At 35.5% G+C, this 24429-nt stretch carries 23 protein-coding genes; 20 read left to right on the top strand and 3 right to left on the bottom strand.

Annotated features, from left to right (window positions below; genetic code table 11):
* The first annotated feature begins 15 nt into the window (after nucleotides 1-15).
* The gene (locus AB1279_RS13945; protein ID WP_429759373.1) at nucleotides 16-858 is read left to right on the top strand and encodes a DegV family protein; all 843 of its coding nucleotides are present in this window, start codon (nucleotides 16-18) and stop codon (nucleotides 856-858) included.
* Between the two features lie 105 nt (nucleotides 859-963).
* Here AB1279_RS13945 and AB1279_RS13940 read toward each other — a convergent pair whose 3' ends face one another.
* Entirely contained in the window at nucleotides 964-1944 is a 981-nt protein-coding gene (locus tag AB1279_RS13940) for an MBL fold metallo-hydrolase (protein WP_429759372.1), read from the bottom strand.
* A 134-nt stretch (nucleotides 1945-2078) separates the two neighbouring features.
* On the opposite strand from AB1279_RS13940, the gene AB1279_RS13935 reads away from it, so the two are divergent.
* Both AB1279_RS13935 and AB1279_RS13930 read left to right on the top strand, forming a co-directional pair.
* Nucleotides 2079-2537 (top strand): helix-turn-helix transcriptional regulator, encoded by a 459-nt coding sequence (locus AB1279_RS13935; RefSeq protein WP_429750110.1) that lies wholly within the window; start codon nucleotides 2079-2081, stop codon nucleotides 2535-2537.
* 163 nt (nucleotides 2538-2700) lie between these two features.
* Nucleotides 2701-3288, top strand: coding sequence for an SCO family protein (locus tag AB1279_RS13930; protein WP_429750108.1), 588 nt, complete (start codon nucleotides 2701-2703; stop codon nucleotides 3286-3288).
* A gap of 26 nt (nucleotides 3289-3314) precedes the next feature.
* Here the strand turns inward: AB1279_RS13930 and AB1279_RS13925 are convergent, their stop codons facing one another.
* Complete coding sequence (locus AB1279_RS13925; RefSeq protein ID WP_429750106.1) at nucleotides 3315-3773, bottom strand: Hsp20/alpha crystallin family protein; 459 nt, start codon at nucleotides 3771-3773, stop codon at nucleotides 3315-3317.
* A gap of 224 nt (nucleotides 3774-3997) precedes the next feature.
* Between AB1279_RS13925 and asnB the strand changes: the two genes are divergently transcribed.
* The 9 genes from asnB (at nucleotide 3998) to AB1279_RS13880 (ending at nucleotide 12521) form a co-directional block, all read left to right on the top strand.
* On the top strand, nucleotides 3998-5899 hold the full coding sequence (asnB, locus tag AB1279_RS13920) for an asparagine synthase (glutamine-hydrolyzing) (RefSeq protein WP_429750105.1): 1902 nt from the start codon (nucleotides 3998-4000) through the stop codon (nucleotides 5897-5899).
* A gap of 97 nt (nucleotides 5900-5996) precedes the next feature.
* Entirely contained in the window at nucleotides 5997-6356 is a 360-nt protein-coding gene (locus AB1279_RS13915) for a GNAT family N-acetyltransferase (protein ID WP_429759370.1), read from the top strand.
* 16 nt (nucleotides 6357-6372) lie between these two features.
* The gene (locus tag AB1279_RS13910) at nucleotides 6373-6861 is read left to right on the top strand and encodes an N-acetyltransferase family protein (protein WP_429759368.1); all 489 of its coding nucleotides are present in this window, start codon (nucleotides 6373-6375) and stop codon (nucleotides 6859-6861) included.
* A gap of 18 nt (nucleotides 6862-6879) precedes the next feature.
* Nucleotides 6880-7209, top strand: a complete 330-nt coding sequence (locus AB1279_RS13905) for a hypothetical protein (RefSeq protein WP_429761407.1) — start codon at nucleotides 6880-6882, stop codon at nucleotides 7207-7209.
* A gap of 210 nt (nucleotides 7210-7419) precedes the next feature.
* Nucleotides 7420-8412 carry an N-acetylmuramoyl-L-alanine amidase gene (locus AB1279_RS13900; RefSeq protein ID WP_429759367.1) on the top strand — a complete coding sequence of 331 codons (993 nt, stop codon included), beginning with the start codon at nucleotides 7420-7422 and terminating at the stop codon, nucleotides 8410-8412.
* A 954-nt stretch (nucleotides 8413-9366) separates the two neighbouring features.
* Nucleotides 9367-10236 carry a D-amino-acid transaminase gene (gene dat, locus AB1279_RS13895; RefSeq protein WP_429759366.1) on the top strand — a complete coding sequence of 290 codons (870 nt, stop codon included), beginning with the start codon at nucleotides 9367-9369 and terminating at the stop codon, nucleotides 10234-10236.
* Nucleotides 10237-10424: 188 nt separating this feature from the next.
* Nucleotides 10425-11072: a nitroreductase family protein gene (locus AB1279_RS13890; protein ID WP_429759365.1), complete on the top strand. Its 648-nt coding sequence runs from the start codon at nucleotides 10425-10427 to the stop codon at nucleotides 11070-11072.
* 281 nt (nucleotides 11073-11353) lie between these two features.
* Complete coding sequence (locus AB1279_RS13885) at nucleotides 11354-11842, top strand: hypothetical protein (RefSeq protein ID WP_429750092.1); 489 nt, start codon at nucleotides 11354-11356, stop codon at nucleotides 11840-11842.
* Nucleotides 11843-11972: 130 nt separating this feature from the next.
* Entirely contained in the window at nucleotides 11973-12521 is a 549-nt protein-coding gene (locus AB1279_RS13880) for a cysteine hydrolase family protein (protein ID WP_336480456.1), read from the top strand.
* Between the two features lie 41 nt (nucleotides 12522-12562).
* Here AB1279_RS13880 and AB1279_RS13875 read toward each other — a convergent pair whose 3' ends face one another.
* Nucleotides 12563-13153, bottom strand: coding sequence for a class I SAM-dependent methyltransferase (locus AB1279_RS13875; RefSeq protein ID WP_429761405.1), 591 nt, complete (start codon nucleotides 13151-13153; stop codon nucleotides 12563-12565).
* 1228 nt (nucleotides 13154-14381) lie between these two features.
* Between AB1279_RS13875 and AB1279_RS13870 the strand changes: the two genes are divergently transcribed.
* From AB1279_RS13870 to AB1279_RS13835, 8 genes are all read left to right on the top strand, one after another.
* Nucleotides 14382-14966 (top strand): GrpB family protein, encoded by a 585-nt coding sequence (locus AB1279_RS13870; RefSeq protein ID WP_429759363.1) that lies wholly within the window; start codon nucleotides 14382-14384, stop codon nucleotides 14964-14966.
* 483 nt (nucleotides 14967-15449) lie between these two features.
* The gene (locus AB1279_RS13865; protein ID WP_429759362.1) at nucleotides 15450-16154 is read left to right on the top strand and encodes an alpha/beta hydrolase; all 705 of its coding nucleotides are present in this window, start codon (nucleotides 15450-15452) and stop codon (nucleotides 16152-16154) included.
* Nucleotides 16155-16946: 792 nt separating this feature from the next.
* Nucleotides 16947-18044, top strand: a complete 1098-nt coding sequence (locus AB1279_RS13860; protein WP_335361056.1) for an L-dopachrome tautomerase-related protein — start codon at nucleotides 16947-16949, stop codon at nucleotides 18042-18044.
* 420 nt (nucleotides 18045-18464) lie between these two features.
* Nucleotides 18465-19583, top strand: coding sequence for a histidine kinase (locus AB1279_RS13855; protein ID WP_429759361.1), 1119 nt, complete (start codon nucleotides 18465-18467; stop codon nucleotides 19581-19583).
* Between the two features lie 13 nt (nucleotides 19584-19596).
* Nucleotides 19597-20232, top strand: coding sequence for a response regulator (locus AB1279_RS13850; protein WP_429750085.1), 636 nt, complete (start codon nucleotides 19597-19599; stop codon nucleotides 20230-20232).
* Between the two features lie 163 nt (nucleotides 20233-20395).
* Nucleotides 20396-20932 carry an NADPH-dependent FMN reductase gene (locus AB1279_RS13845; RefSeq protein ID WP_429759359.1) on the top strand — a complete coding sequence of 179 codons (537 nt, stop codon included), beginning with the start codon at nucleotides 20396-20398 and terminating at the stop codon, nucleotides 20930-20932.
* A 1-nt stretch (nucleotide 20933) separates the two neighbouring features.
* A complete protein-coding gene (locus AB1279_RS13840; protein WP_429759358.1) occupies nucleotides 20934-22163 on the top strand; it encodes an MFS transporter in 1230 nt (409 codons plus the stop codon).
* A 438-nt stretch (nucleotides 22164-22601) separates the two neighbouring features.
* Nucleotides 22602-24311, top strand: coding sequence for an alpha-keto acid decarboxylase family protein (locus AB1279_RS13835; RefSeq protein ID WP_429759357.1), 1710 nt, complete (start codon nucleotides 22602-22604; stop codon nucleotides 24309-24311).
* Nucleotides 24312-24429: the final 118 nt, after the last annotated feature.

Raw genomic sequence — 24429 nt, 5'->3', positions numbered from 1 at the left:
GGGAAGAAGTAAAACATGCCAAAAATTAAAATTGTTACAGACTCAACGGCGGATTTATCACAAGATGTGATTGAGAAATATGATATTCACGTTATCCCATTATCAATTTCTGTGAACGGACAAACTTATTTAGATCGTGTAGATTTACAACCAGATGAGTTTATTGAAGAAATGGAAAAATCGGAAGAGTTACCAAAAACATCTCAACCAGCAGTTGGTTCATTTGTAGAATTGTATGATCGTTTAGGCGAGGACGGCAGCGAAGTTCTTTCGATTCATTTAACAAATGGACTAAGTGGATCAGTTGCGACAGCAAGCAGTGCGGCAACAATGACAAATACAAAAGTAACGGTAGTAGATTCTTTATTGATTACTCATGCTTTAGGATATCAAGTAATTGAGGCAGCGAAAATGGCGCAAGAAGGACGTTCTTTAGAAGATATTTTAAAACGTGTTGAAGAAGTTAGAAAAAACACACGCCTATTTGTTGTCGTTGATACATTAGAAAACCTTGTAAAAGGTGGCCGTATTGGTAAAGGAAAAGCAATGATTGGATCTTTATTAAATATTAAGCCGATTGCTAGTGTTGAAGACGGGGTCCTCAATCCGATTACTAAGGTACGTAGTCAAGGACAAGTCGTAAAAGCATTAGCGAAAATATTTGAAGAAGATATAGCTGGTAAAACAGTAAAAGCAGTTGCGATTCCACATGCAAAAGCATTACCGTTAGCGCAGAAGATGAAAGAGGCAGTTGAAAAGATTAGTGGATTTACACAATCAGAAATTTTCTTTACAACACCTGTTATTAGTACACATACAGGTGTTGGGGCGATTGGATTCTCTTATTTTGCAGAATAGAAAAAAGCTACTTGATTATATTCAAGTAGCTTTTTTCGTGCCGTACAAAATAAATAATGTGTACCGTATAAATGCTGATACTAATCATGTATTGAGTTTGTAATATTATATATGCATACTTTCTCTTTTTACTTTTTCTTCTTGTATGGAGGGAAGAGTAGCTATATATGTTTGCCCAAGAAATAAAACATGCAATTGTTCCCATGGAAGCATTCGTAAATTCCAATTGTTGCGAAGTCTAGTAATTGCCTCCTTTGGTGTTTCATCTGCGAGCGAAAATGTACCGTAATGCATGGGGATAAAATGTTTTGCTTTTATATCTAAAAACGCTTGCACTGCTTCTTCTGGAGAAATATGTGATATCTTCATAAACCATTCGGGTTCATAGGCTCCAATTGGCATGAGGGCGATATCAATAGTAAAACGTTCTCCGATTTCTTTAAACCCCCGAAAATATCCGCTATCACCGCAAAAATAAATCGTTTCTTCGGTTGTTTTGTTGTCAATGATCCATCCTCCCCAATGAGAGGAGTTCATATCAAATAATGATCTTCTCGTCCAATGCTGAGCTGGAACAAAGTGCAAATGTACATTATCAATTACTGTATGTTCCCACCAGTTATATTCTTCAACATGGAAAAATTTCTTTCGTAAAAATAACTTTTTTAAACCGCTTGGCACTAAATATAGTACATCCGATTTTAGTTGACGAAGCGTTGGAAAATCAAGGTGATCGTAGTGACCGTGAGAAATAAGTACCACATCAATGGGCGGTAGTTCTTCAAGAATCAGTCCAGGATCTGTAAGTCGTGGTACAACTTTAACCTTTTTAGACCATACAGGATCAGTTAAAATATTGAGTCCATTTGTTTGAATAAGGAATGTCGAGTGGCCAATCCATGTAACGGTTGTTTTATATTTATTTGCACGTAAAAATGCAGCTTGTTTTACAGGCGATTGTTCTATAACGAAAGAAAAGTCTTTCTTCTTTTGGTTGCGTTCTTTTCTCCACCGTAAAAATTCTCTTATCGGTTTTTTTGTACTAATATTATCCATGTTCTCATAACGCTTTCCACACATGAACATCACCCCACATGAAATCTATTAGTACTATTGTATTGAAGTGTTGTTAAGGAAAGAAGTCAATGAAATTGACTAATTATTAAAAAAGTGTAAAATTACAACGAGGTAATCTTTACAAAGCAAGAAGAGGTGTTCATATGAATAAAGACCAAGTGATATTGAAAGTCGCGAAAAGAATGAAGCTGATTCGAACAGAACATAATTATACACAAGAAGAAATGGCAGAGATTTTAGGTCTTTCCAAAAAGACGATTGTTCAAATTGAAAAAGAACGCATTTCACCTTCGTGGACGACTGTTGTTGCGGTATGTGCGTTGTTTCAAGACAGCGAAGTGTTACAAACTGCGTTTGGGGGATCTGCAATTGAAGTTGTCCAAACAATTTCTCATCAGCATATTGAATATAAAAAAGAAAAAACGATGGGTGGACATGTATGGTGGAAGGAAATTGAGAAAAAGGGACCTTTTTGCTTACAGCAAAATATTGTCAGTCAACATTATCGTATTTTAGATGACGAAGATTATAGATGGTTTAGCACATTTCATAAAGAAGAAGCTATTGAAAAATTAGTACGATTTAGTGAACAAGTGAAGTAAACACTTCTCCTGTAGTGTTTACTTTTGTTACAATAAAGTGAAATTTTCATTAGTAGGATTGTCCTTCTGTTGATGGAAATATCTTGCGATTTGGACTCTTACTGTTCGTTAGCATAGGAATAGAAGAAATGTTATATTTTGAAAGAGAGAAGGGTGTTCTAGAATGAAGAAATATCAAAAATGGATTGGTATTTTTACTGCTCTTTGCTTACTAGTCTTAGCTGGATGCAGTTCAGGATCAAAACTTCGAGATCCATTAAATTGGGATGTTGAAAGTTTTCAATACATAAATCAAAATGGTGAAAAGTTTGGCACGAAAGATTTAAAAGGAAAAGTGTGGGTAGCGGATTTCGTATTTACACACTGTCAAACAGTATGCCCGCCACTGACGGCTAATATGGCGAAATTACAAAAGTTAGCAAAAGAAAAAAAACTAGATGTTCAGTTTGTATCGTTCAGTGTTGATCCGGAGGTAGATAAGCCCGAAAATTTAAAAGCGTTCGCACAAAAGTTCACAGATGATACGAAGAACTGGAATTTGTTAACTGGATATACGCAAGATGACATTGAAAAGTTTGCAAAGAAAAATTTCCAAATGCTTGTTGACAAACCTGAAAATACAGATCAAGTTGTTCATGGGACATCATTTTATTTAGTAGATCAAAATGGGAAAGTTTTGAAGAAATATAGCGGTATTACGAATACACCGTATGATGATATACTTCGTGATATTAAGCGTTTAACACAGTAAAAAAGGATGCGAATGAGCATCCTTTTTTATTCAATCGATAAAATATCATGTTGCTGCGGAAGTTTTGGTGCACGAATCTCTAAAATTCCATCTTGATAAGAAGCTTTCGCTTGTTTTTTATTAATCGTATAAGGTAGTTTAATCATGCGGGAAGCTTCTGACACTGCGCGTTCGCGGCGATAATAATTATGTGATTCTTTTATTTCTTCTTCTAAAACATCTTCTTTTACGGAAATTTTTAAGTATTCACCCTGTATTTCAATTTGAATCTGTTGTTTTTGAACACCAGGAAGTTCAGCTTTTATAACAAGGTCTTCTCCTGCTTCAAATAAATCAACAGGAAATGTTAATAAACGATTTCCTTTTTGGAAAAAGTGATTCATATCTGCAATAACATCACGAAGCGGAGATTGTTCGAAAAAGTCATCAATTTGCTTTAAGTAACTTCGAAATGGCGGACGTGAAGGTTTTTGTTCATCACTCATAATTTCTCCTCCTAAAGATAAATCTGAAATATCATATGACCAAAATGCCTAAATGTGAGTGTGTTTTTTTTCAGTTGTGTAAGAAATTGAAAGTTGATAAAGGATAAGATAAGAATAGGAGCGGTTTTTTTGTACTTTTTGTCGCCATATTGTTATGATTATGCTAGTATAAATAGGGTTAGTAGTATAGAAAAAGAATGAAAACCGAAAGAGGGTAAGAAAGTATGTGTGGTTTTGTAGGATGTTTATGTGAAAACCCTAGAGAGTTTTCGGCAGAAGAAAAACATCAATTTGAAAATATGAATACGATTATCTTTCACCGTGGTCCAGACGATGAAGGATACTTCCGTGATGAACATGTACAATTTGGCTTCCGCCGTTTAAGTATTATTGACTTAGAGGCAGGACATCAGCCGTTAACCTATGAAAATGATCGTTATGTAATTATTTTTAATGGTGAAATTTATAACTATGTAGAGCTTCGTGAAATGCTTCTTGAAAAAGGTGCAACATTTGCGACGCAATCTGATACAGAAGTAATCATTGCATTGTATGCTCATATGAAAGAAAAATGTGTAGATTACCTTCGTGGTATGTTTGCATTTATGATTTGGGATCGCGAAGAGAAAAAACTTTTCGGTGCGCGTGATCATTTCGGTATTAAGCCACTTTACGTTGCACAGCATGGAGATACAACGTTCTTTGCATCTGAAAAGAAAAGTATCTTACATGTGATGGAAGATAAAGGGGTAAACCCAGCTTCTCTACAACATTACTTTACGTATCAATATGCTCCGGAGCCTGAAACATTAACAGTGGATATTAACAAAATTGAGCCGGGTCATTACTTTGTAAAAGAGCTTGGTAAAGAGATGGAAATTCGCCGTTATTGGCAACCATATTTCAATGCATCTGATGCAACGAAAGAAGAGCATATTCAAGCAATTCGTGACGTATTATACGATTCTGTAAAAATGCATATGCGTAGTGATGTACCAGTAGGTTCATTCTTATCTGGTGGTATTGATTCATCGATTATCGCATCTATTGCGAAAGAAATGAATCCAAATCTGTTGACATTCTCTGTTGGTTTTGAGCGCCGTGGCTTTAGTGAAGTTGATGTAGCGAAAGAGACAGCAGAAAAATTAGGTGTGAAAAATTATAGTGTATTCGTAACACCGCAAGAATTTATGAATGAATTTCCAAAAATCATGTGGCATATGGATGATCCGTTAGCGGACCCAGCAGCTGTACCGTTGTATTTCGTTGCGAAAGAAGCGCGTAAGCATGTGACGGTTGTTCTTTCTGGTGAAGGATCAGACGAGCTGTTTGGTGGATATAATATTTATCGTGAGCCAAACTCTTTAAAAATGTTCTCTTACATTCCTAGTCCAGGAAAGCGTGTGCTAAAAGCGTTAAGTGGTGCGTTAAAAGAAGGATTCAAAGGAAAGAGCTTCTTAGAGCGTGGATGCACACCAATTGAAGAACGTTACTATGGAAATGCGAAAATATTCCGTGAAGAAGAGAAAGCGGCGCTTATGAAGCACTACAATGAGAGTGTAAATTACATGGATATTACGAAGCCATTGTATGATGACATTAAGAATTACGATGATGTAAGCAAAATGCAATACATTGACATGTTCACATGGCTGCGCGGTGACATTTTATTAAAAGCTGATAAAATGACAATGGCACATTCATTAGAACTTCGTGTACCATTTTTAGATAAAGAAGTGTTTGATGTTGCATCTAAAATTCCAACAGAATTAAAGATTGCAAACGGTACAACAAAAGCAATTTTACGTGAAGCTGTACGCGGTATTGTACCGGATCACGTATTAGATCGTAAGAAACTAGGATTCCCAGTACCAATTCGTCACTGGTTAAAAGATGAAATGCATGATTGGGCTGTAAATATCATTAAAGAAAGCAAAACAGAGCATTTAATCGACAAGCAGTACGTATTAAACTTGTTAGAAGCACATTGTGCAGATAAAGGTGATTACAGCCGTAAAATTTGGACAGTACTTGCATTTATGGTATGGCATCAAATTTTTGTTGAGCATAAATATGATACAAATGTGTTCCATGAAGAAACAAAGCGTGCTTATAGCTTAGTATAAATAGAAAACCTTAAGATAACATTGTTATCTTAAGGTTTTTTTCATAAATACTTGTCCTATTTGATACAATAATAATAAGAATGAAGGTGAAATAGTTATGTTAAAGTTTGAAAAAGTTACCAATGAGACAAGTTTAGTAATAGAAGAAATGTTTTCTTCTCATGATCTACCAGCTCAAGATGTAGCGTATTGTATAAAAGCAGACGATACATACGTAGGTATTATTGATTACACTGTGCAACAAAGTAAAGCGATTTTATCGTATCTTCTCATTCATCATGATTATGAAGGATACGGTTATGGAACAAATGCTTATTACACGTTTGAAGAAATCATCAAAAGAGACCACGTGAAAGAGATTGAAATCACACTTATAGATAAGAATGAAAGAGTGATAGCGTTTTTTGAACAAGTTGGTTTTCAACAACATAATCATGTTTATATAAAGCAATTGTAATGGGGGAGACGAAGAAATGGAAATTCGGAGCGCATATAGAGATGATGTAAGAGCTATTTTACATATTTATAATGATGCAATTGTACATACAACCGCTACATTTGATTTGCAAGAGAAATCATTAACAGAAATGAATGTGTGGTTTGATGCACATAATGAAATGTACCCAGTCATCGTTGCTGAAGAAGATAGTATCGTACTTGGGTATTGCTCTTTATCACCATTTCGGGAAAAAGAGGCATATAAGCAGACGGTAGAAATTTCAGTTTATGTGGGAAAGCAAGCGCGTGGGAAAGGTATTGCGAAGAAATTGCTAGGTCGCATACTTCAATTGGCTGAAGAAGCAGGGCATCACACTATTATTGCTGGGATTACAAAAGGGAATGACATAAGTGTGAAGTTGCATGAACAGATGGGATTTACATATGTAGGATGTTTTCGAGAGGTTGGCTATAAGTTTAATGAGTGGCAAGATGTGTTATTTTATCAGTACATTATAAAATAAGGTGGGAAGTGTATGGGAATGACACTAGCGCTTATTATAGTTCTAAGCTGTTTTTTATTTGCAGAGTTATTTCAATTACTTATGAAAAATATATTGAACAAGAAGCGTACACCATATGAGTGGCGATATTTCCCTTTGTTTTCAACATTGTTTCTTGCATTATATACTTTGCAAAAAGTCACTCTTTTCCCACCATCAATTGCAATTTTTTTGAAATTAGGATTACTGTATAGCGGTATTGGTATGGGAATTCTATTCTGTCTATTTTGTATGAGATATATCCACTATCAAACTTATATTTTTATTTTAAATTGGTTGAAACGAGATGATGGGAACCGTCTTTCATAAGGCGGTTTTTGTTTATCCCGCTATTTGCGGGCAGTAAGCCCCCCACCTCAAGATTGAGAGAGAAGCGAAGAAGATAGGTGGGGGATGAAGAAAAGTCCTACTGATGGAAGTTCCACTTTATCATTGTCACATTCTATCAATTTTATGAATAAAATAAGACAAGCACAATAATATGTGTTTTTAATGAAGAGAAAAGAAAGGGAATGATTGATGAAACTTGTCATTGATGCAGGACATGGTGGATATGATTCCGGTGCTGTTGGAAATGGCTTAGTAGAAAAAACCCTTACGTTACAAATTGCACAGCGTGTTTGTGATATTTTACTAGCGAACTATTATGTGGACATTGAAATGACACGTGAAAGTGATGTATACGTAGCATTATCACAACGAGCAAATATCGCTAATTCATATAATGCGGATTTTTTCATTTCATTTCATATTAATAGCGGTGGGGGGACAGGCTATGAAGACTATATTTTTAACGGTCTTCCAAGCGGTAGTTCTGCAGCAGGAAAACAAGCGGAAATGCATGAAGCAGTACGCCCCGTTTTAAATCAGTATGGATTAAAGGACCGCGGTGCTAAAATGGCGAATTATGCAGTATTAAGAGAAACAAGGATGGACGCTCTCTTAACAGAAACTGCATTTATTGACACAACATTTGATGCAAATTTACTAAAGAATCAACAATTTATTGAAGATATATGTCAAGCCTACACACGTGGTATTGTGAATATTATGGGGTTGCCTGCAAAAGAGAATCCGAATCCTCCAACGCCAGAACCAAATCCACAAACAATTGGTGTAGCAAATATTCTTGGGAAGAATGTAAATTTGCGAACAGGACCTTCAACGAGTTACTCGGTTATTCGGAAGTTAAATGCACCAGAATCGTATGTTGTTTATCAAGAGAATAATGGTTGGTTAGGTCTTGGAGCAAATGAATGGATTTATTATGACCCGTCTTATATTCAGTATATGAGGTATAGAAATCAAGATGGGAGCCCAATTGGTGTAGCTAAAACTCGCGGAACAAACATCAATTTACGAACAGGGCCATCAACGAGTGATTCGATTATTCGGAAGTTAAATGCACCTGAATCATATGTAGTATACCAATACCAAAATGGCTGGCTTGATCTTGGAGCAAGTCAGTGGATTTATTACGATCCATCTTATATTGAATACACTCCATATTAAGTTAGTTAGAAGGAAAGAATCCATGCCTTATGGATTCTTTTTTTATCCCGCTATTCGTGGGCAGTAAGACCCCCGTCTCAAGATTCAAAGTGAAACATTGTCCAGCTTTAGCAGCTAGAATCTCTGGTCGTTTCGGCTCCTCGGACGAGGCAAAAAGCGCCTCTCTGTCGGGTGCTCCAACGTCCTACGATTCTGAGCGAGCCGCTTCCGCTTTTCTTAAGAAGATAGGTGGGGGATGAAAAAAACACTGATGGAAGTTTCACTTTATCTTAATTCTGTCAAATAAATCTTTAAAATGGGATGTATACTAAAAAACTAGGGTTCCATGTATTTTACAGGGATCCCTAGTTTTTGTGAGTAGAAAACTATACTTTTTCAATGTATAAAGAGGCTTTCCGTTATGATAATTGTTTGAGATAATAACGTCTTCTTTTATTCATTCGTAGCTTTTGGCGCTGTTTCCTGTGAAATCGCTGCTTCCAATTCTGACTATAAGAATGAATAGAACGTACAATTAAAGGCGAAAATGCCCCACTGAAACTATTATATCCTTCGAGAAATCCCAAGCTAATCCCCCCTTTTTAGGAGATAAAAAACTGTGAGAATTAGATACCTTAAACGGTTCGCGTCTAATATTTTATGTATATATATGTGTGATGAGCAAGTCCTCCTGTAGATTATCTTAGCGTTTAAGGGAGGAGTAGTTCAAGTTACTGTAATTTTATCCCGTTATTCGCGGGCAGATAACTGCTGGTGTGCGCCTGATTGGTGAAAGCTTTCCATCAATGGGAGGTGACACTGATGAAAGTTTCAATTTACTCCATAAATCCCCTAAGAATAACAGTATATGTAGAGAATATTTTATTTTGCATTCAAATCGTTTGAAAATTGCTTCTTTTCAAACGATTTAGGTTGTACAATAGAAGTATCTGTATCAAGAGGAGGAAAAATGGTATGGAAAGTAATCATAAAGATTGGATTTTATTTAATGGAAGCATTGTGAATACGAAAGAGAAAGAACCAATGATTTCATTAGAAGAGAGAGGGTTACAGTTTGGGGATGGGGTATATGAAGTATTTCGTTTATATGATGGGAAGCCTCATTTATTAGATCTCCATTTAGATCGTTTCTTCCGATCTATGGAGGAAATTGAATTAGAATCGCCGTTTACAAAAGAAGAACTTATTTCTCAACTGCAACAATTGATTGAAAAGAATCAATTTAAAGAAGATGGAAATGTATATATTCAAATTTCGAGAGGTGTGCAACCTAGAAATCATTTGTTCGAGCCCAATCTCCAACCTACATACTATGCAAATATCGTACCATTTCCGAGGCCAACTTCTCTTATAGAAAATGGAATTAAAGCGACAGCAGCTGAAGATATACGTTGGCATCGTTGTCATATTAAATCTCTTAATTTACTTCCTAATATCATGATTAAAAATAAAATTGCAAAAGAAGGCTATTATGAAGCAATTTTAGTTCGTAATGGCATTGTAACAGAGGGGTGTCATTCTAATTTCTTTATCGTGAAAAATGGAACCCTTATTACACATCCTGCGAATCAATTTATTTTGTATGGAATTACACGTCATCACGTAATTTCCTTAGCAAAGCAGTTGAATATTCCTGTAGAAGAACGCCAATTTTCCCTTCAAGAAGTATATGAAGCGGAGGAGTGTTTTTTTACAGCTACGCCTATTGAAATTGTACCAGTAACGCAAATTGGGGAAGATTGGTACCAAACTGAAGAACAGCGAGTTATAAGAAAGTTACAGGCAGCGTATAAAGAAAGTGTTTATACTGCTAACATAAAGTGAAACTCCACTGATGGAAAGCCCGCCTAATCGGGCTTTTACTGCCCGTGAATAGCGGGATAAAATAAAAATGATTTTTAAAAGTAAATAAAAACTTAAAAGGCTGGAACATGTCCAGCTTTTTTTTGTTATATGATATAATCAGACTGGTATGGATTTTGAAAACGTTATAAAAGGGGATTTTGAATTATATGGATTATCAAGCATTCAAAGAGGTTATTCATGGACGCCGTAGCGTTCGTAAATTTACAGAGCAAGACGTTTCTGTGGAAGATATCGAAGAAATTATTGATTGTGCGAGATATGCACCGAGTGATACAAATTCACAAACGTGGGAATTTGTCGTTATTATGAATCGTGACAAAATCAAAGACATAGAAGAAATGACATGGAAGGCATTACATAAACGAGCAGAAGAGGCAATAGAAAAAGGGGAAGAAAAAGCAGGGAAGTTATTGACTCGTTCTTTTGGACCATACGCAACAGCTTTTTCAGATGCGCCTGTTTTAATCATTTGTTTAGCAACGCCATATCAGTCTAAGTTTCGTGAAAAGATTTTTGATCCGATTGAATTTGTTCCAGAGTCTATTTGGGAAGAAGAAGGAATTAAAAGCAGCTGTTTAGCTGCACAAAACTTAATGCTCGCAGCCCATGCTCGTGGTCTTGGTACATGTCCAATGACAGGACCGGTGTTATTAGCACAGGAGGAGCTAAGAAGCTATTTACAAATTGAATCTGATAAACAAATTAATATGGTTATCTCATTAGGCCATCCAAAGGATCAGCCGAAAAAGTTAGCTCGAAAAGAGGTAGCGGAAATTACAAAATTTATTAAATAAAGTAAGACTTCTATTAATAGAGATAAACGTTGAAATAATCTTAGTTGTATGGACTAAGATTATTTTTCATGTAGAAATGAAGGAAATATATAATTAAGAGGCTGTAAAGGATTTACTAAAAATTTCTTGGGAAAATAATGATGATAATAGAGGGAGAAGTATGGTACAGTAAGTTGTGTAAAGTAACATGCTTTGTTTTTGAAAGTGTTTTAAATAGATGCATATATCCAAAAGTTATTTTTGTATAATAAATTGACATTATGATACAGGGGGAATGGATTTTGAAAAAATTCATAATCACTGGATTATCTGTTATGTTGTTAGTGGGTTGCGGAGTAACAAAAGAAAAGAAAGTAAAGGAAGAAACGCGGCAAGAACAAACTGTTCATGCACAGCAAGAAAGTAAATCTTCATTCCCAGAAGGGATCACTTCAGTTGGTGAAGGAAAAGTGAAAGTTACTACGCCAGATGGTACATCAGAAAATGGGAATGTGCCTGCAGTATTTATCAAAAAAGATACGATTATTCAACAAGTAGAAATCGAACTTGCAAATTTCCAACAGGATAAAGAAGTGTTTGTATATGTTGATAAACAATTTGAAGAAACGCATCAAGTAATCGAACTAACACAAACGATAATTGCATTAAAAGAAAAGACATTACAACCAGGTATTCATACCGTAACAGCAATCCAGTATGAAAATAATGATCCAAATGGAAAAGTAATTAACTTTGCCCAGGCGAAGTTTGAAAATAAACCAGCACAGTAAAAGAAATCTGCTCTAGGAGCAGGTTTCTTTTGTTTTCATAGGGATTGTTATAACATATGTCGAATCTGTAATAAGTCGTCGTTATAACACGTTTTCTATTGTTTAATGTGAAACGAAAGGAAGAGAAAAGATGAAACGAGCACTTATTAATATTGATTATACATATGATTTTGTAGCAGAAGATGGGGCGCTAACATGTGGAAAACCAGCGCAAGTTATAGAAGAGTATATTGTAGAAATAACGAAGCAGCATATTGAAACTGGAGATTATGTTGTGTTTGCCGTTGATAAACATGTAGAAAATGATTCTTATCATCCAGAGACTAGATTATTTCCACCGCATAATATAGCAGAAACAAGAGGAAGAGATTTATACGGTGAATTGCAAAATGTATACGAAAAATACAAAAATAATGAAAATGTATACTACATGGATAAAACACGGTACAGCGCTTTTGCTGGAACGGACTTAGAAATTAAGCTTCGAGAAAGAGGGATACAAGAAGTGCATCTTGTTGGTGTTTGCACAGATATTTGTGTGTTACATACAGCAGTAGATGCTTATAACAAGGGATTTCGTATTGCCGTATACGAAAAGGCAGTTGCGTCATTTAATGACCAAGGGCATAAATTTGCATTACAGCACTTAAAGTCTTGTTTACAAGCTGAAGTAAAGTAAAAGGAAAAAACGCCAGAAAAATAAGGATTCTGGCGTTTTTTCTATTTTCTTGCAACTATACAAATCGATCCCCTATATTCATGAAATATCACGTTGTTATATCCAGTTTCTTTTAGTAATTTTTCTACATCTTCTTTTGTTTTAAATTTTGTCATATGATACTTTATTTTATAGAGCTCAGCCACAATGATAAAATAGCCATTTGGTTTTAACACACGAAATATTTCTTTTATATCATTCTCTAAATCTGGCCAAAAATAATGTGTTTGAAATGCAGTAATCATATCAAAAAAGTGATTTGAAAAAGGAATAGAAGATACACTTGCTTGTTTTATAAGAACTTTTCCTGAATCCACATCTTTTTTATTTGTTTTGATAGAGTTTTCTACTGCCTGTTCGGAATAATCTATACCGTATATTTTTCCGTGAGGATTCATTTTCGAGAGAGTATGTACTGTTTTTCCCCCGCCGCAACCAATATCGAGCACGTTCGCATGTTCAATAATTTCAATGTTGCTTAAAGCCCATTTGGTCATACTGGTATGAGCCACATTCATGATGCATAGCATAGATGATCCGACAAAACCTTTTGGATTTTTAGCTTGTTCAATTAATTTGTTCAATACACTCAAATTACTCATACCTTTCTTCTCTTGTTTTAATGTTGAAAAAATTTAGGAGGTATAAATTCCCTTTTCTATTTTTCTCTATAATTTTTTGAATTCCTTTATTTCCGTAGTCTTTTCAGAATAAATTAGTTAAAAATAAAAGACTACATACTATACGCGAAAGAGTATAAAACAGAGGAACGATATAAGGGGTTAACTGGTTTTGGAGGAGGACATAGCCCATAGCGGGAGGCGTATCCGCAGATGTGAAACATCGAGGACCTTAAAAATAAGAATAATTAACTATCTAGAAAACTATTAGACGATAAAATACAATATGAAATATAATGATAATGCCAGTGCATCTTTTTCTATAATGTGGGTACGCTTTTGAGCAGTAACTCTTTCCTTTATTTTGGAGCATTGGCGTACATAGAAAAAAGACTCAAGCTTGCCGGGGATTCAACATCTGACGATGTTGAATTAATTGAAACAGATGTTGATTTAAAATAAAGTCCGATAATTTATAAAAAAGATTGATAACTTAAAATAAAGTTTGATAAAAACTGTTAGTTTGAAATAAAGTTTGATTAAAAACACTTGAAAAACCCGTATTTTACAATAAGTATAAAAAATTCATTTTGAAAAAAGATTGTTCAAAATGGGTTCCTTTCTTTTTAAATAAGCATTCTGTTTTATAAAAATGTTTGATTAAACGTAATCATACAGAGGTAAGTTAAAAAGGGGGTAGAGAAAGTAAATGAGTGTGTTTGGTACAGGAAACGATAGAAACAGACAATGGTCGCAAATTGTTTTAGGGGTATTTTGTTGTATTGGTTTGTTAGTTAGGATACACAACCAGGGTTATATACTTAAAGAAAACTGGGTTGAGTATCTTTTATTTTTGTTATTTTTAGTGGTGTCAGTGTCAACCATTAGTGATATACGGAAGGAGAAGAAAGGTATTAAGTGAAAACGAGAGTTACGATTAAACGTAATTAAATAGATGTAGTTTTAAAATCTCATAAAAGGGGTAGTGTAAAATGGCAAAACAATCTATTTATTATCACTTAACAGATTCTTAATCCACAAGAAAAGCCGCAATCCCCTCTTTGAAGAGACAGGAAATTCCGGTGCATCTTTTTTATAAACGGTTCAACTTTTTTCAAAACGGTGCGACTTTTTTATAAACAGTTCAACTTTATTACAAAGTCACAAAAACGGCTTACTAAGTAAAATGGAGGAATATATTGTGGATAAGAGTTTATCAGAAATGTCACTTGAGGAATTGTGGGAACTGTTTCCGATTATACTGAAAGAACATAATCCAATATGGAAAGATTGGTATTTACAAGAAGAAAAACTACTTAACAATATAATCGATAATCAATATATTGAACGAATCAATCACATAGGAAGTACTTCTGTTAACGGGTTATTAGCAAAGCCAACGATAGATATATTGCTTGAAATAACAGAAGACTGCGATTTGAAGTTTTTAGTGAGTATATTAGAGAAAAACGGATATATTTTAGAAATTCAAGTACAAAAGCCAGCACCTCATATGATGTTTATGAAAGGTTATACAGAAAAAGGATTTGCTGAAAAAGTATTTCATCTTCATATTAGGTATTTAGGAGATTGGAATGAATTGTATTTTAGAGATTTTTTACGACTACATAAAGATATTGCCCAAGAATATAGTAACTTAAAAATGAGCTTAATAAACAAATATGAACAGGACAGAGATGGATATACGGAAGCAAAAACAGAGTTTGTTAACAAATACACTAAAATTGCAAAAACTGAATTTGAGAACAAATACACTCCAAACTAATGAGCATTTTATTTCCAATCAAACTTTTTTATAAAACAACTATCCAATTTAACATGGAAAGAGCTTGTTTGGATCGAACTTTCTTCAAAACAAGCTCTTTTCTTTAGTTGATTTATCAATATTAATAGTATTATTTCAATCAAATTTTATTTCGAAGCAACATTAATGTGCAGAGATAATAAAGTTGTTTAATTTACAATAAAGTCATTTGAAAAATAATATAATTGTTTAAAAATCCTTCTTCCACTAACGGAGTAGATTAGCTCAATAAGGAATCAAAATAAGAACTTGTAGCTTTTGAAGAAATGGAAAAAAAGAAAGATTTTAAATACAAAGTAGACTCTGTTATACAGAGGTAGAGAGATATTATAATTCATTTGTGATAAATTAGGAATAGTTTGATTTGTTTAAAACTGAGTAGAGGATTATAAAGTGTGTGCGGTTTTTTGCCAAGTCCTATATGTCTTATTCTATGGAGGAAATATGCTTAAAGATAATTTTAAAATTAGTAATATTCCTGCGGTTTTATGGGGAGATAAGAGTGAAAAAATTTTTATTGCAGTACATGGAAATATGTCAAATAAGGAAGATACAGTTATTCAAATATTAGCTGAAGAAGCTAATCAAAAAGGTTATCAAGTATTAAGCTTTGATTTACCTGAGCATGGAGAAAGAAAAAATGATAATACTCCTTGCAAAGTACAGTTTTGTGTTAGTGAATTATCTATAATTATGAATTACGCAAAAGAACATTGGAAAGAAGTAAGCGTGTTTGCATGTAGTATGGGAGCTTATTTTAGCCTTTTAGCCTATCAAAATGATGTGCTAGAAAAGGCATTATTTTTATCACCAGTAGTTAATATGGAACGAATTATCGAAAATATGATGAAATGGTTTAATGTAACACCAGAGCTTTTGCAAAAAGAAATGACTATAGAGACACCTATTGGTCAAAAGTTATATTGGGATTATTTATGCTATGTAAAAGAACATCCTATTAATACATGGAATACAGATACATATATTATGTATGGAGCCAAGGATGAACTGTGCGAATTTGAAACTATTAACTATTTTACAAAAAAACATCGTTGTGAATTAGAAGTCATGGAAACAGGTGAACATTACTTTCATACTGAAGAACAGTTAAAGATATTTGAACAGTGGTTACACAAACATATCGATTAACAAATTACAATTTATCTTGAACCTGTTAGAGAAGAATGGTGAATATATAAACTGATATTATATTTGAGAGACATTATAAATGTGAATGTATTCACTTAAACAAACAGGTGCTTTAGTTCAATAAGAATTAAACAACTTTATTAATGATTTTTGAGTACAAATACCTTTAAATGTATAGAAATTAAACAACTTTAAAGAGCCTTACCACACACTAGATTAAATAGACTAAACTAATAAGAGGATATTATGTTCAATATATGAGCATATATCCTCTTTTCTTATACATATTAGATTAGTTATACAGATATCGAAAATATAGTTTAATATATATAATATCCAGAAAAGTATGTACACTTTAGGTGGAGGACGTAGCCCATAGCGGGGGGCGTAGTGAGGTCTTTAGACCGAGCGCTAATATGACTTTAGGGGGTGAGTGCTATGAAAGTACAAGAGGTTCTCATAGAGAATAACATTATCCTCTTCTTATTCAACTAACGGCAGTTTAGCTTAAGTACATTTTTTCACAAATTTAAAGGGGAAAATTTCCCCATTTTTTATACCAGCTTAACGTTGATTCGGGAATATTGAACTTCGCTACCTGCTAATTGAATTCTACTTCATCTGGAGACCTTTAAATTAAAATGTTTCCTTTCTTCTGACAGACTTATTAAATTTCGAAAACAATCAATTCAATCATCTTTTCGTATAGAAAAACTTATTAAGAAACATGCACTAGAAAAAATATAAATCATATATAGGAGATATCCCGTTTGAATGCTTGAGGAGGATATTATGAAACCTATGTTACCTAGTGAAAAATATTTCGGTAATTTAGAACTAGTTTATGCATTTTATGGGGCTATGCCTACAGGTGTTACTGTTTCAGAAACCGGTCGTATTTTCATTTGCTTTCCGAAATGGGGAGACGATGTTAAATTTACGGTGGCGGAAATTTTTGAGGATAAATTGCAGCCTTATCCTAATTTACAAACCAATTTGGTTAACCCCGAGAATATCCCAATGACTTTCATCAGTGTCCAAAGTGTAGTTGCTGATGGAAGGGGAACGCTTTGGATATTAGATACAGCGGCACCCAATTTTTCTGAACCTATTAAAGGGGGGGCAAAATTAGTCGCTGTTGATTTAGAAACCAATACAATAAGAAAAGTATATACCTTTACAGAAGGTGTTGTCCTGCCTACAACTTATCTGAATGATGTCCGTTTTGATTTTCGTGTTGGAAAAGCAGGTTATGCCTATATAACGGATTCTTCTTCAAGAGGACCAGGAGCTATTATCGTCGTAGATTTATCAAATGGAAACGCGTTTAGACGGTTAAATGGAGCAAATTCAACTTCACCAGATCCCTATTTTTTACCGAAAGTAGAAGGTCAAATTTTAATGAATCGAAACAAAGACGGTTCAACTTCTCCATTTAGATTGGCGTCTGATAGTCTTGCGATTTCTCCCGATGGAAAGATATTATTTTTTGCTCCACTAACCAGTCGGCATTTGTTCTCGATCTCAACAGAAGCCCTGAGAGACAGAACGATACCGGACATGAATTTACCTTATCATGTGGAGTATTGGGGAGAAAAAGGTGCGTCTGATGGAATGATCACCGATGCAAAGGGAACTGTTTATGCTGGAGATTATGAAAACAACAGTATCCGTAAGATATTGCCAAATGGCATAATGGAAACTATCGCACATGATCCGAGAATTTTGTGGCCGGATACTTTTTCAATTGGTCCGGATCAATATTTGTATGTCATTGTGAACCAATTACATCGACAGCCTAGATTTCATTATGGAAAAGACTTACGACAGAAACCTTATAGTTTACTTCGTATCAAAATTGATGAATTTCCTGCTCCGACCTTTTCATAATAAAAATAGTCAATTAATTGTTTTCATTATTGTGAACATTTTCACTTAAACTAACGGGTGCTTTAGTTGATTAAGAAAGGACATAACATATTAGTCATATAAAATATGTTATGTCCTTTAATTTATTTATCTTTTTTTAATTTAGGTCTTGATAATATGATTTGTAGCAAGGCTCTTATATTTTCATAATAAAATTAAACAACTATATTATCGACTTACAATTAAGACTTAAAAATTACTAATTTCCTGTAAGTGTTTTAAAAGATAAAAAACACCTGTTTTCGGAACAAAAATAGTGCTATTTCCAAGAGGGATTTTTTATTTCCCTCTTGGATAACACTACACTACATTATAGAAGTTTTTGTTTATTTGTAGTATTTGAAATTTTCTTGATGTTATAATAAGAAATGGTGATGGAACATGAATGAAAATAAAAAACAAATGCATCGATTACAAGCGTTAAAAGAAATTGCCGAGTTATTAAATGAAGCGACTGATTTGCAGAAAATGTTAGAAAAAGTACTACATACGCTATTGCAAGTTATGAATTTGCAAACAGGATGGATTTTTTTTATTGATGAAAAAGGAACACATCGAATGCTTGTGGATACAAATTTGCCACCAGCACTTATATGGGAAGAAAAGAAACCAATGTGTGAAGGAGATTGTTGGTGTATTGATCGATTTGTTGCTGGACGTTTGCAAAAAGCAACAAATATTATTGAATGTAAGCGAATTGAAGATGCGGTTGAATTTGAATGGGGAGAAACAGAGAGTATTACTCATCATGCGACGATTCCGCTTCAAGCAGGAGAGGAAAAGTTTGGATTATTAAATGTCGCTTCTCCTCATAAAACGCATTTTTCAGAAGAAGAATTAGCTTTGTTAGAAGCGATTGCTCTTCAAATTGGGACAACGATTCAACGTATTAGGTTGGTTGAGAAAGAACAAAAGTACGTAGTAGTGGCAGAAAGAAATCGACTAGCACGTGATTTACATGATTCTGTCAAACAGCTTCTCTTTTCAATTATGTTAACGGCTAGAGGAACGATTGATATGACGAAGGATAAAGAACTACAAGAGATGTTGAGGTACATAGGACAGTTATCACAAGAGGCACTGCAAGAGATGACATTATTAATTTGGCAATTACGACCTGAGGGGTTAGAAAAAGGTCTTGCTGAAGCAATTCAGAATTATGGGAATTTACTTGGTATCCATGTAACGATGCGAATTGATGGAGTTATTTCGATAAGCGATGAAATGGAAGAAATGCTATGGCGTGTTAGCCAAGAAGCGCTCCATAATTGTAAAAAACACGCATCTTGCGAAAAAGTATTTGTACATTTAAAAATTGAAAACAATATGTTGAAGTTTCAAATCGAGGATAACGGAGTAGGATTTATGAAAGAAAAAGTAAGAGATTCTGCGCTTGGTTTGAAAAATATGCAAGAGCGTATTGAGTTAATGAAAGGGAAGTTTCATATTCAAACGAAACCGGGAGAAGGAACGAAAATTGGGATTCAATTACCCATTTGAAAGGGGAATTTCATTGAAAATTAGACTGTTACTTGTAGAGGATCATCACATTGTACGAAGAGGTCTTGTTTTCTTTTTAAAGACAAAAGAAGAGTTTGACATTATTGGTGAAGTGGGAGATGGAGAAGAGGCATTGCAATTTATTCAACAAAAACGACCTGATGTCGTATTAATGGATGTGTCGATGCCGAAAATGGATGGAATCGAAGCAACGAAGCGCATGAAACAATATGATCCATCTATTAAAATACTTATGTTAAGCAGTTTTTCAGAACAAGATTATGTTCTTCCAGCACTCGAAGCAGGTGCAGATGGATATCAATTAAAAGAAGTACAACCGGATCAACTTGTAGCTTCCATTATTGCAGTTTATCAAGGGAATGCTAATTTCCATCCGAAAGTAACGCCTGCTTTATTAGGACGCCAAGCAACAGTTGAGATAAAACAAGATAGTTTATCTATGCTAACGAAGCGGGAAAAAGAAGTGCTGCGTGAAATCGCTAAAGGAAGAAGTAATAAGGAAATTGCTGCAGAATTACATATTACAGAACAAACTGTAAAAACACATGTTTCAAATGTTCTTGCTAAATTAAATGTAGATGATCGAACGCAAGCAGCCCTGTATGCGGTAAAACATGGTGTTGTATAAGAAGGGGTAATTGAAATAAAACAGAAACTCATACGAAAGTATGAGTTTCTGTTTTATTTTTTCATACTATTTTCTCAATCGCTTTCCGTCTTTTTTACGGTTTATAAGAGGGAATTTTCTGATAAGATAAATATAGAAATTCAAATAAGGGAGAGAAATAATCATGAAACTAGTTGTAATTAACGGTACACCACGTAAATCTGGTAAAACTCGTGTCATTGCAAAGCATATTGCACAGACTTATAATGGAGAATTATATGATTTAGCTGTTGAGGCACTCCCATTATATAACGGAGAAAATTCTCAATATGAATTACAAGCAGTAACAAAGTTAAAACAGCTTGTCAAAGAAGCGGATGGTGTTGTACTATGCTCACCTGAGTATCATAATGCAATGAGCGGTGCTTTGAAAAATGCATTTGATTTTCTTGGAAGTAGCGAGTTTATGCATAAACCGGTTGGACTTCTTGCAGTTGCAGGCGGCGGTAAAGGCGGTATAAATGCATTAAATAGTATGCGCATTGTTGCAAGAGGTGTATATGCAAATGTCATTCCGAAACAAGTTGTCATTGATAGTCTTCATGTACAGAACGAAGAACTAGGTGAAGATGCAAAACCACTTATTGCGGATTTATTAAAAGAATTGAGAGGATATATGAGCATCTTTCCAGAACTGAAAAAACAGTTAGGAGCTGATTAATATGTCATCTCTTTACCGTGATTCTCGGTTGTACTATATTCTTGGAGCCAATAGCTTATCGGCCATTGGCTCCGGCATTACGATGATTACGATTTCATGGCTACTTGTAACATCACCAGGTGGAAATACAATGTTTGGCTATATTTCAATTATATCTACACTTGTCATGTTTTTGTGTACACCGTTTATTGGACATTGTATTGATCGTTTTTCTCGTAAAACGCTACTCTTAGTGAATGAAGCCATTGGAGCAATTGCTGTCGGTATTATGGTATGTTGGGGATTTACAGGTCATTCCTATGAAACAATACATTACATTGTGCTGTATATAACAGGTTCATTTTATTATTTAGTATTTTATCCGAACATTTTCGCCTTTAATCAAGAAGTATTTGCACCGGAGCATTATAAATCATTAAGTGGAACGATGGAAATACAGGGACAATTGACACAAGTTATCGCTGGTGCAGTTGCAAGTTTTATGATTACAATTGTTGCTGTAAAATGGATTTTATTCATCAACATGTTAGCATATGTAGGCGCGTTTATATTATTGTCATTTATTCCTTATACAAGACAGAGTACAGAAAGCGGAAAACAACCATTCACAAAGCAAATTTTTGAAGGCGTTCATTTTATGAAGAAAAGAAAGAAATTATTTTGGTTTCTATTTGCGACATATATGCCGTTTATCGGTGTTATGATGACAAATTATTTAATGCCTGTGTACATTTCGGATGTATTAAAGGAAAGTGGATCCGTATATGGTACGGAAGGAATGATGTACGGTATCGGTGCAATGCTTGCAGGAATTGGTATTCCCATTCTTATGAAATATGTAAAAACAGAAGTGTCAATTGTAGTAACGATGTTCATTTATACAATTTCAATTACCGTAATGATTATAAAACCATCAGTCTTTTTATTATATAGCCTTGCTATTTTTATGGCGATTGGAAACGCTGGTACACGTGTTGCACGCAATGTGCTCATGATGGAACAAGTTCCAAATGAAGTAATCGGACGTGTTGATAGTCTATTTCGGTTTGTTGGTACAGGTGTACGTGTCATTCTTCTTCTTGTTTTTACAACATTTGTGTCCCAAATTGGTGTTATGGTTCCGTTTTATGCACTGAGCATATTATTAATTGGCGCGGCGAGTATGGGATTTTTGTATGTGAAAGTGCAGCGACAAGAACGAGTTGATATTACCAATAAAACGGTTGTATAGTAGCGAATCTAATACACATCATATAGATGTAACATTCTAAAAAAGGTGTGAAATGATATGGGAAAAACAAAAGCATTAGGTTCTGCTAAGCATAAAGGAAATCAAACGCAAGATCATACTTCTTCAAAGAAAGCACGCAATGCCCAAAATGCAGGGCAGCGTCAAGGCTAGAAAAATAGCGAGGATTTAATTTAAAGACATATAAATATTAACAGTAAAGATAGTAAGGATTGATCATCCCTACTATCTTTTTTTATAATATCATTTCGTCAACGCCTTACTTTTGCCATTACTTGAACAAAATAATGAAAGGATATAACGCACAGAAGATCGCTCATCGCTCCGTATGCCGGATAACCTGTTCAATGAAAGGGAACTATTAAAAGGGTGCTTATTACACAGAACAAGCCCAAGAAATGGATAAGGAGTGAGTGAGAGATGGATAACATGATGGGCTCTGGCTCGACAAGCGGAACGGCTCAAAAAACAGTTGGCCAGTATTTGTTCGATTGCTTGAAGATGGAGGGCATTACCGAAATTTTCGGCGTCGCAGGGGACTATAATTTTACACTGCTTGATGCTCTGGAGCGGTATAATGGCATCCGGTTTATAAATGGAAGGAACGAACTAAACTCAGGTTATGCTGCGGATGGCTACGCAAGAATCAAAGGCATGTCCGCTCTTATTACGACCTTCGGGGTCGGGGAGCTCAGCGCCTGCAATGCGATAGCGGGAGCCAACAGCGAGCATGTGCCAATCATTCACATTGTGGGTGCGCCTCCTGAGAAGGATCAAAAGGAGCACAAGCTGATGCACCACACCCTAATGGATGGGAATTTTGATGTTTTCCGCAAGGTGTATGAGCAGATTACGGTTTATACCGCGGTGCTTACGCCGGAAAACGCCAAGATTGAAATTCCGGCTGCGATTCGCATTGCTAAGGAAAAGAAAAAGCCGGTATACCTGGTTGTGGCTGATGATATAGTGACCAAGCCGATCAATGCCCGGAAAGAGCCGATGCCGCCGCGTCCAACGTCCAACCTAAAAGCCCTTCAGGCTGCGGCGAATCACGTCCGTCGGATGCTAGAGCGTGCTCACAGGCCGGTTATTCTGGTGGATGCCAAAACAATGCGCTTTGGCCTTCAGACAGCAGTTCGACGGCTGGCCGACGCTATGAATGTGCCTGTTGTGACGATGATGTTTGGAAAGGGGGCATTCGACGAAACCCATCCAAATTATATCGGAATGTACCTAGGTTCTTTCGGAAGTTCTCAAGTCCAAAGTACGGTGGAAAATGCAGACTGTATCATTGCGGTCGGCATGTTATGGGCGGACACCAACACTGCGAATTTTACCGCAAAGCTGAACCCGCTGGTGACTGTCAATATTCAACCGGACATGGTCAAGGTCGCTGAGGCGGAATATCCGAATGTTTTTGCAGCCGACATGCTGCTTGCAGTGCAGAAGGTGGGTTACATAGGTCAAGGTTTGGCAGGAAATTTGTTATTCCCTTACGATCAAGTCACAGCTAGTGCCGAAGAGCCTCTAATGGCGGCCGGCTATTATCCTCTTTTTCAGCGCATGCTGAAAGAAGGCGATATTGTGATTGCCGAGACAGGGACGTTCTACAATGGAATGGCTGAGGTGAGACTGCCGAGCAATGTAACATATATTGGGCAAGGAGGATGGGGATCCATCGGTTACGCAACCCCCTCAGCGTTCGGTGCCATTATCGCCGCACCGGAACGTCGAGTGTTGCTGTTTACAGGTGACGGCTCCTTGCAACTAACAGCCCAGGAGATCAGTTCCATGCTCTATTACGGCTGCAAGCCCATAATCTTTGTCTTGAACAACGATGGTTATACAATCGAGAAATATTTGAATGTCAAAACAGAGAATCAAAAGTACAACCAAATCCCTCGATGGTCTTACACCAAGCTGGCTGAAGTCTTTGGAGGCAACGCGTTTACCGTTACGGTCCGGACCTATGGAGAGCTTGATCAAGCTATAACCCAAGCTGAAAAGGAGCGTGCCGAAAGACTTTGTATCATTGAAATGATCGCCGGGAACCCGATGGACGCACCTGAATATATGCGACAGATGCGCAGTTATATGGAGATGCAGGAGATGCAGCGCAGCCAGAAATAGTCCTGAATAACACGAATGTTCCTGAAAGATGGATCTGATCTTTAAGGGGATACCCTTGAAAAATGGTTATGGAGAAAAATTAGCATTTTTAAGCCACTCCCTTCTATTAGCTACCTAA

The organism is Bacillus sp. S14(2024), from assembly GCF_050473785.1.
Classification (GTDB): domain Bacteria; phylum Bacillota; class Bacilli; order Bacillales; family Bacillaceae_G; genus Bacillus_A; species Bacillus_A yunxiaonensis.
The sequence above is the reverse complement of the archived record's forward strand: the minus strand, read 5'-3'. Positions and strand labels throughout refer to the sequence as shown.

What these genes read in the sequence shown, in the direction of transcription:
- AB1279_RS13900 (WP_429759367.1), top strand. Translation starts at nt 7,420, where the DNA reads ATGAAACTTGTCATTGATGCAGGACATGGTGGATATGATTCCGGTGCT.
- AB1279_RS13925 (WP_429750106.1), bottom strand. Translation starts at nt 3,773, where the DNA reads ATGAGTGATGAACAAAAACCTTCACGTCCGCCATTTCGAAGTTACTTA.
- AB1279_RS13840 (WP_429759358.1), top strand. Translation starts at nt 20,934, where the DNA reads ATGTCATCTCTTTACCGTGATTCTCGGTTGTACTATATTCTTGGAGCC.
- AB1279_RS13855 (WP_429759361.1), top strand. Translation starts at nt 18,465, where the DNA reads ATGAATGAAAATAAAAAACAAATGCATCGATTACAAGCGTTAAAAGAA.
- AB1279_RS13945 (WP_429759373.1), top strand. Translation starts at nt 16, where the DNA reads ATGCCAAAAATTAAAATTGTTACAGACTCAACGGCGGATTTATCACAA.
- AB1279_RS13890 (WP_429759365.1), top strand. Translation starts at nt 10,425, where the DNA reads ATGGATTATCAAGCATTCAAAGAGGTTATTCATGGACGCCGTAGCGTT.
- AB1279_RS13905 (WP_429761407.1), top strand. Translation starts at nt 6,880, where the DNA reads ATGACACTAGCGCTTATTATAGTTCTAAGCTGTTTTTTATTTGCAGAG.
- AB1279_RS13860 (WP_335361056.1), top strand. Translation starts at nt 16,947, where the DNA reads ATGAAACCTATGTTACCTAGTGAAAAATATTTCGGTAATTTAGAACTA.
- AB1279_RS13880 (WP_336480456.1), top strand. Translation starts at nt 11,973, where the DNA reads ATGAAACGAGCACTTATTAATATTGATTATACATATGATTTTGTAGCA.
- AB1279_RS13940 (WP_429759372.1), bottom strand. Translation starts at nt 1,944, where the DNA reads ATGTTCATGTGTGGAAAGCGTTATGAGAACATGGATAATATTAGTACA.
- AB1279_RS13935 (WP_429750110.1), top strand. Translation starts at nt 2,079, where the DNA reads ATGAATAAAGACCAAGTGATATTGAAAGTCGCGAAAAGAATGAAGCTG.
- AB1279_RS13835 (WP_429759357.1), top strand. Translation starts at nt 22,602, where the DNA reads ATGGATAACATGATGGGCTCTGGCTCGACAAGCGGAACGGCTCAAAAA.
- AB1279_RS13865 (WP_429759362.1), top strand. Translation starts at nt 15,450, where the DNA reads ATGCTTAAAGATAATTTTAAAATTAGTAATATTCCTGCGGTTTTATGG.
- AB1279_RS13910 (WP_429759368.1), top strand. Translation starts at nt 6,373, where the DNA reads ATGGAAATTCGGAGCGCATATAGAGATGATGTAAGAGCTATTTTACAT.
- AB1279_RS13845 (WP_429759359.1), top strand. Translation starts at nt 20,396, where the DNA reads ATGAAACTAGTTGTAATTAACGGTACACCACGTAAATCTGGTAAAACT.
- AB1279_RS13930 (WP_429750108.1), top strand. Translation starts at nt 2,701, where the DNA reads ATGAAGAAATATCAAAAATGGATTGGTATTTTTACTGCTCTTTGCTTA.
- dat (WP_429759366.1), top strand. Translation starts at nt 9,367, where the DNA reads ATGGAAAGTAATCATAAAGATTGGATTTTATTTAATGGAAGCATTGTG.
- AB1279_RS13915 (WP_429759370.1), top strand. Translation starts at nt 5,997, where the DNA reads ATGTTAAAGTTTGAAAAAGTTACCAATGAGACAAGTTTAGTAATAGAA.
- asnB (WP_429750105.1), top strand. Translation starts at nt 3,998, where the DNA reads ATGTGTGGTTTTGTAGGATGTTTATGTGAAAACCCTAGAGAGTTTTCG.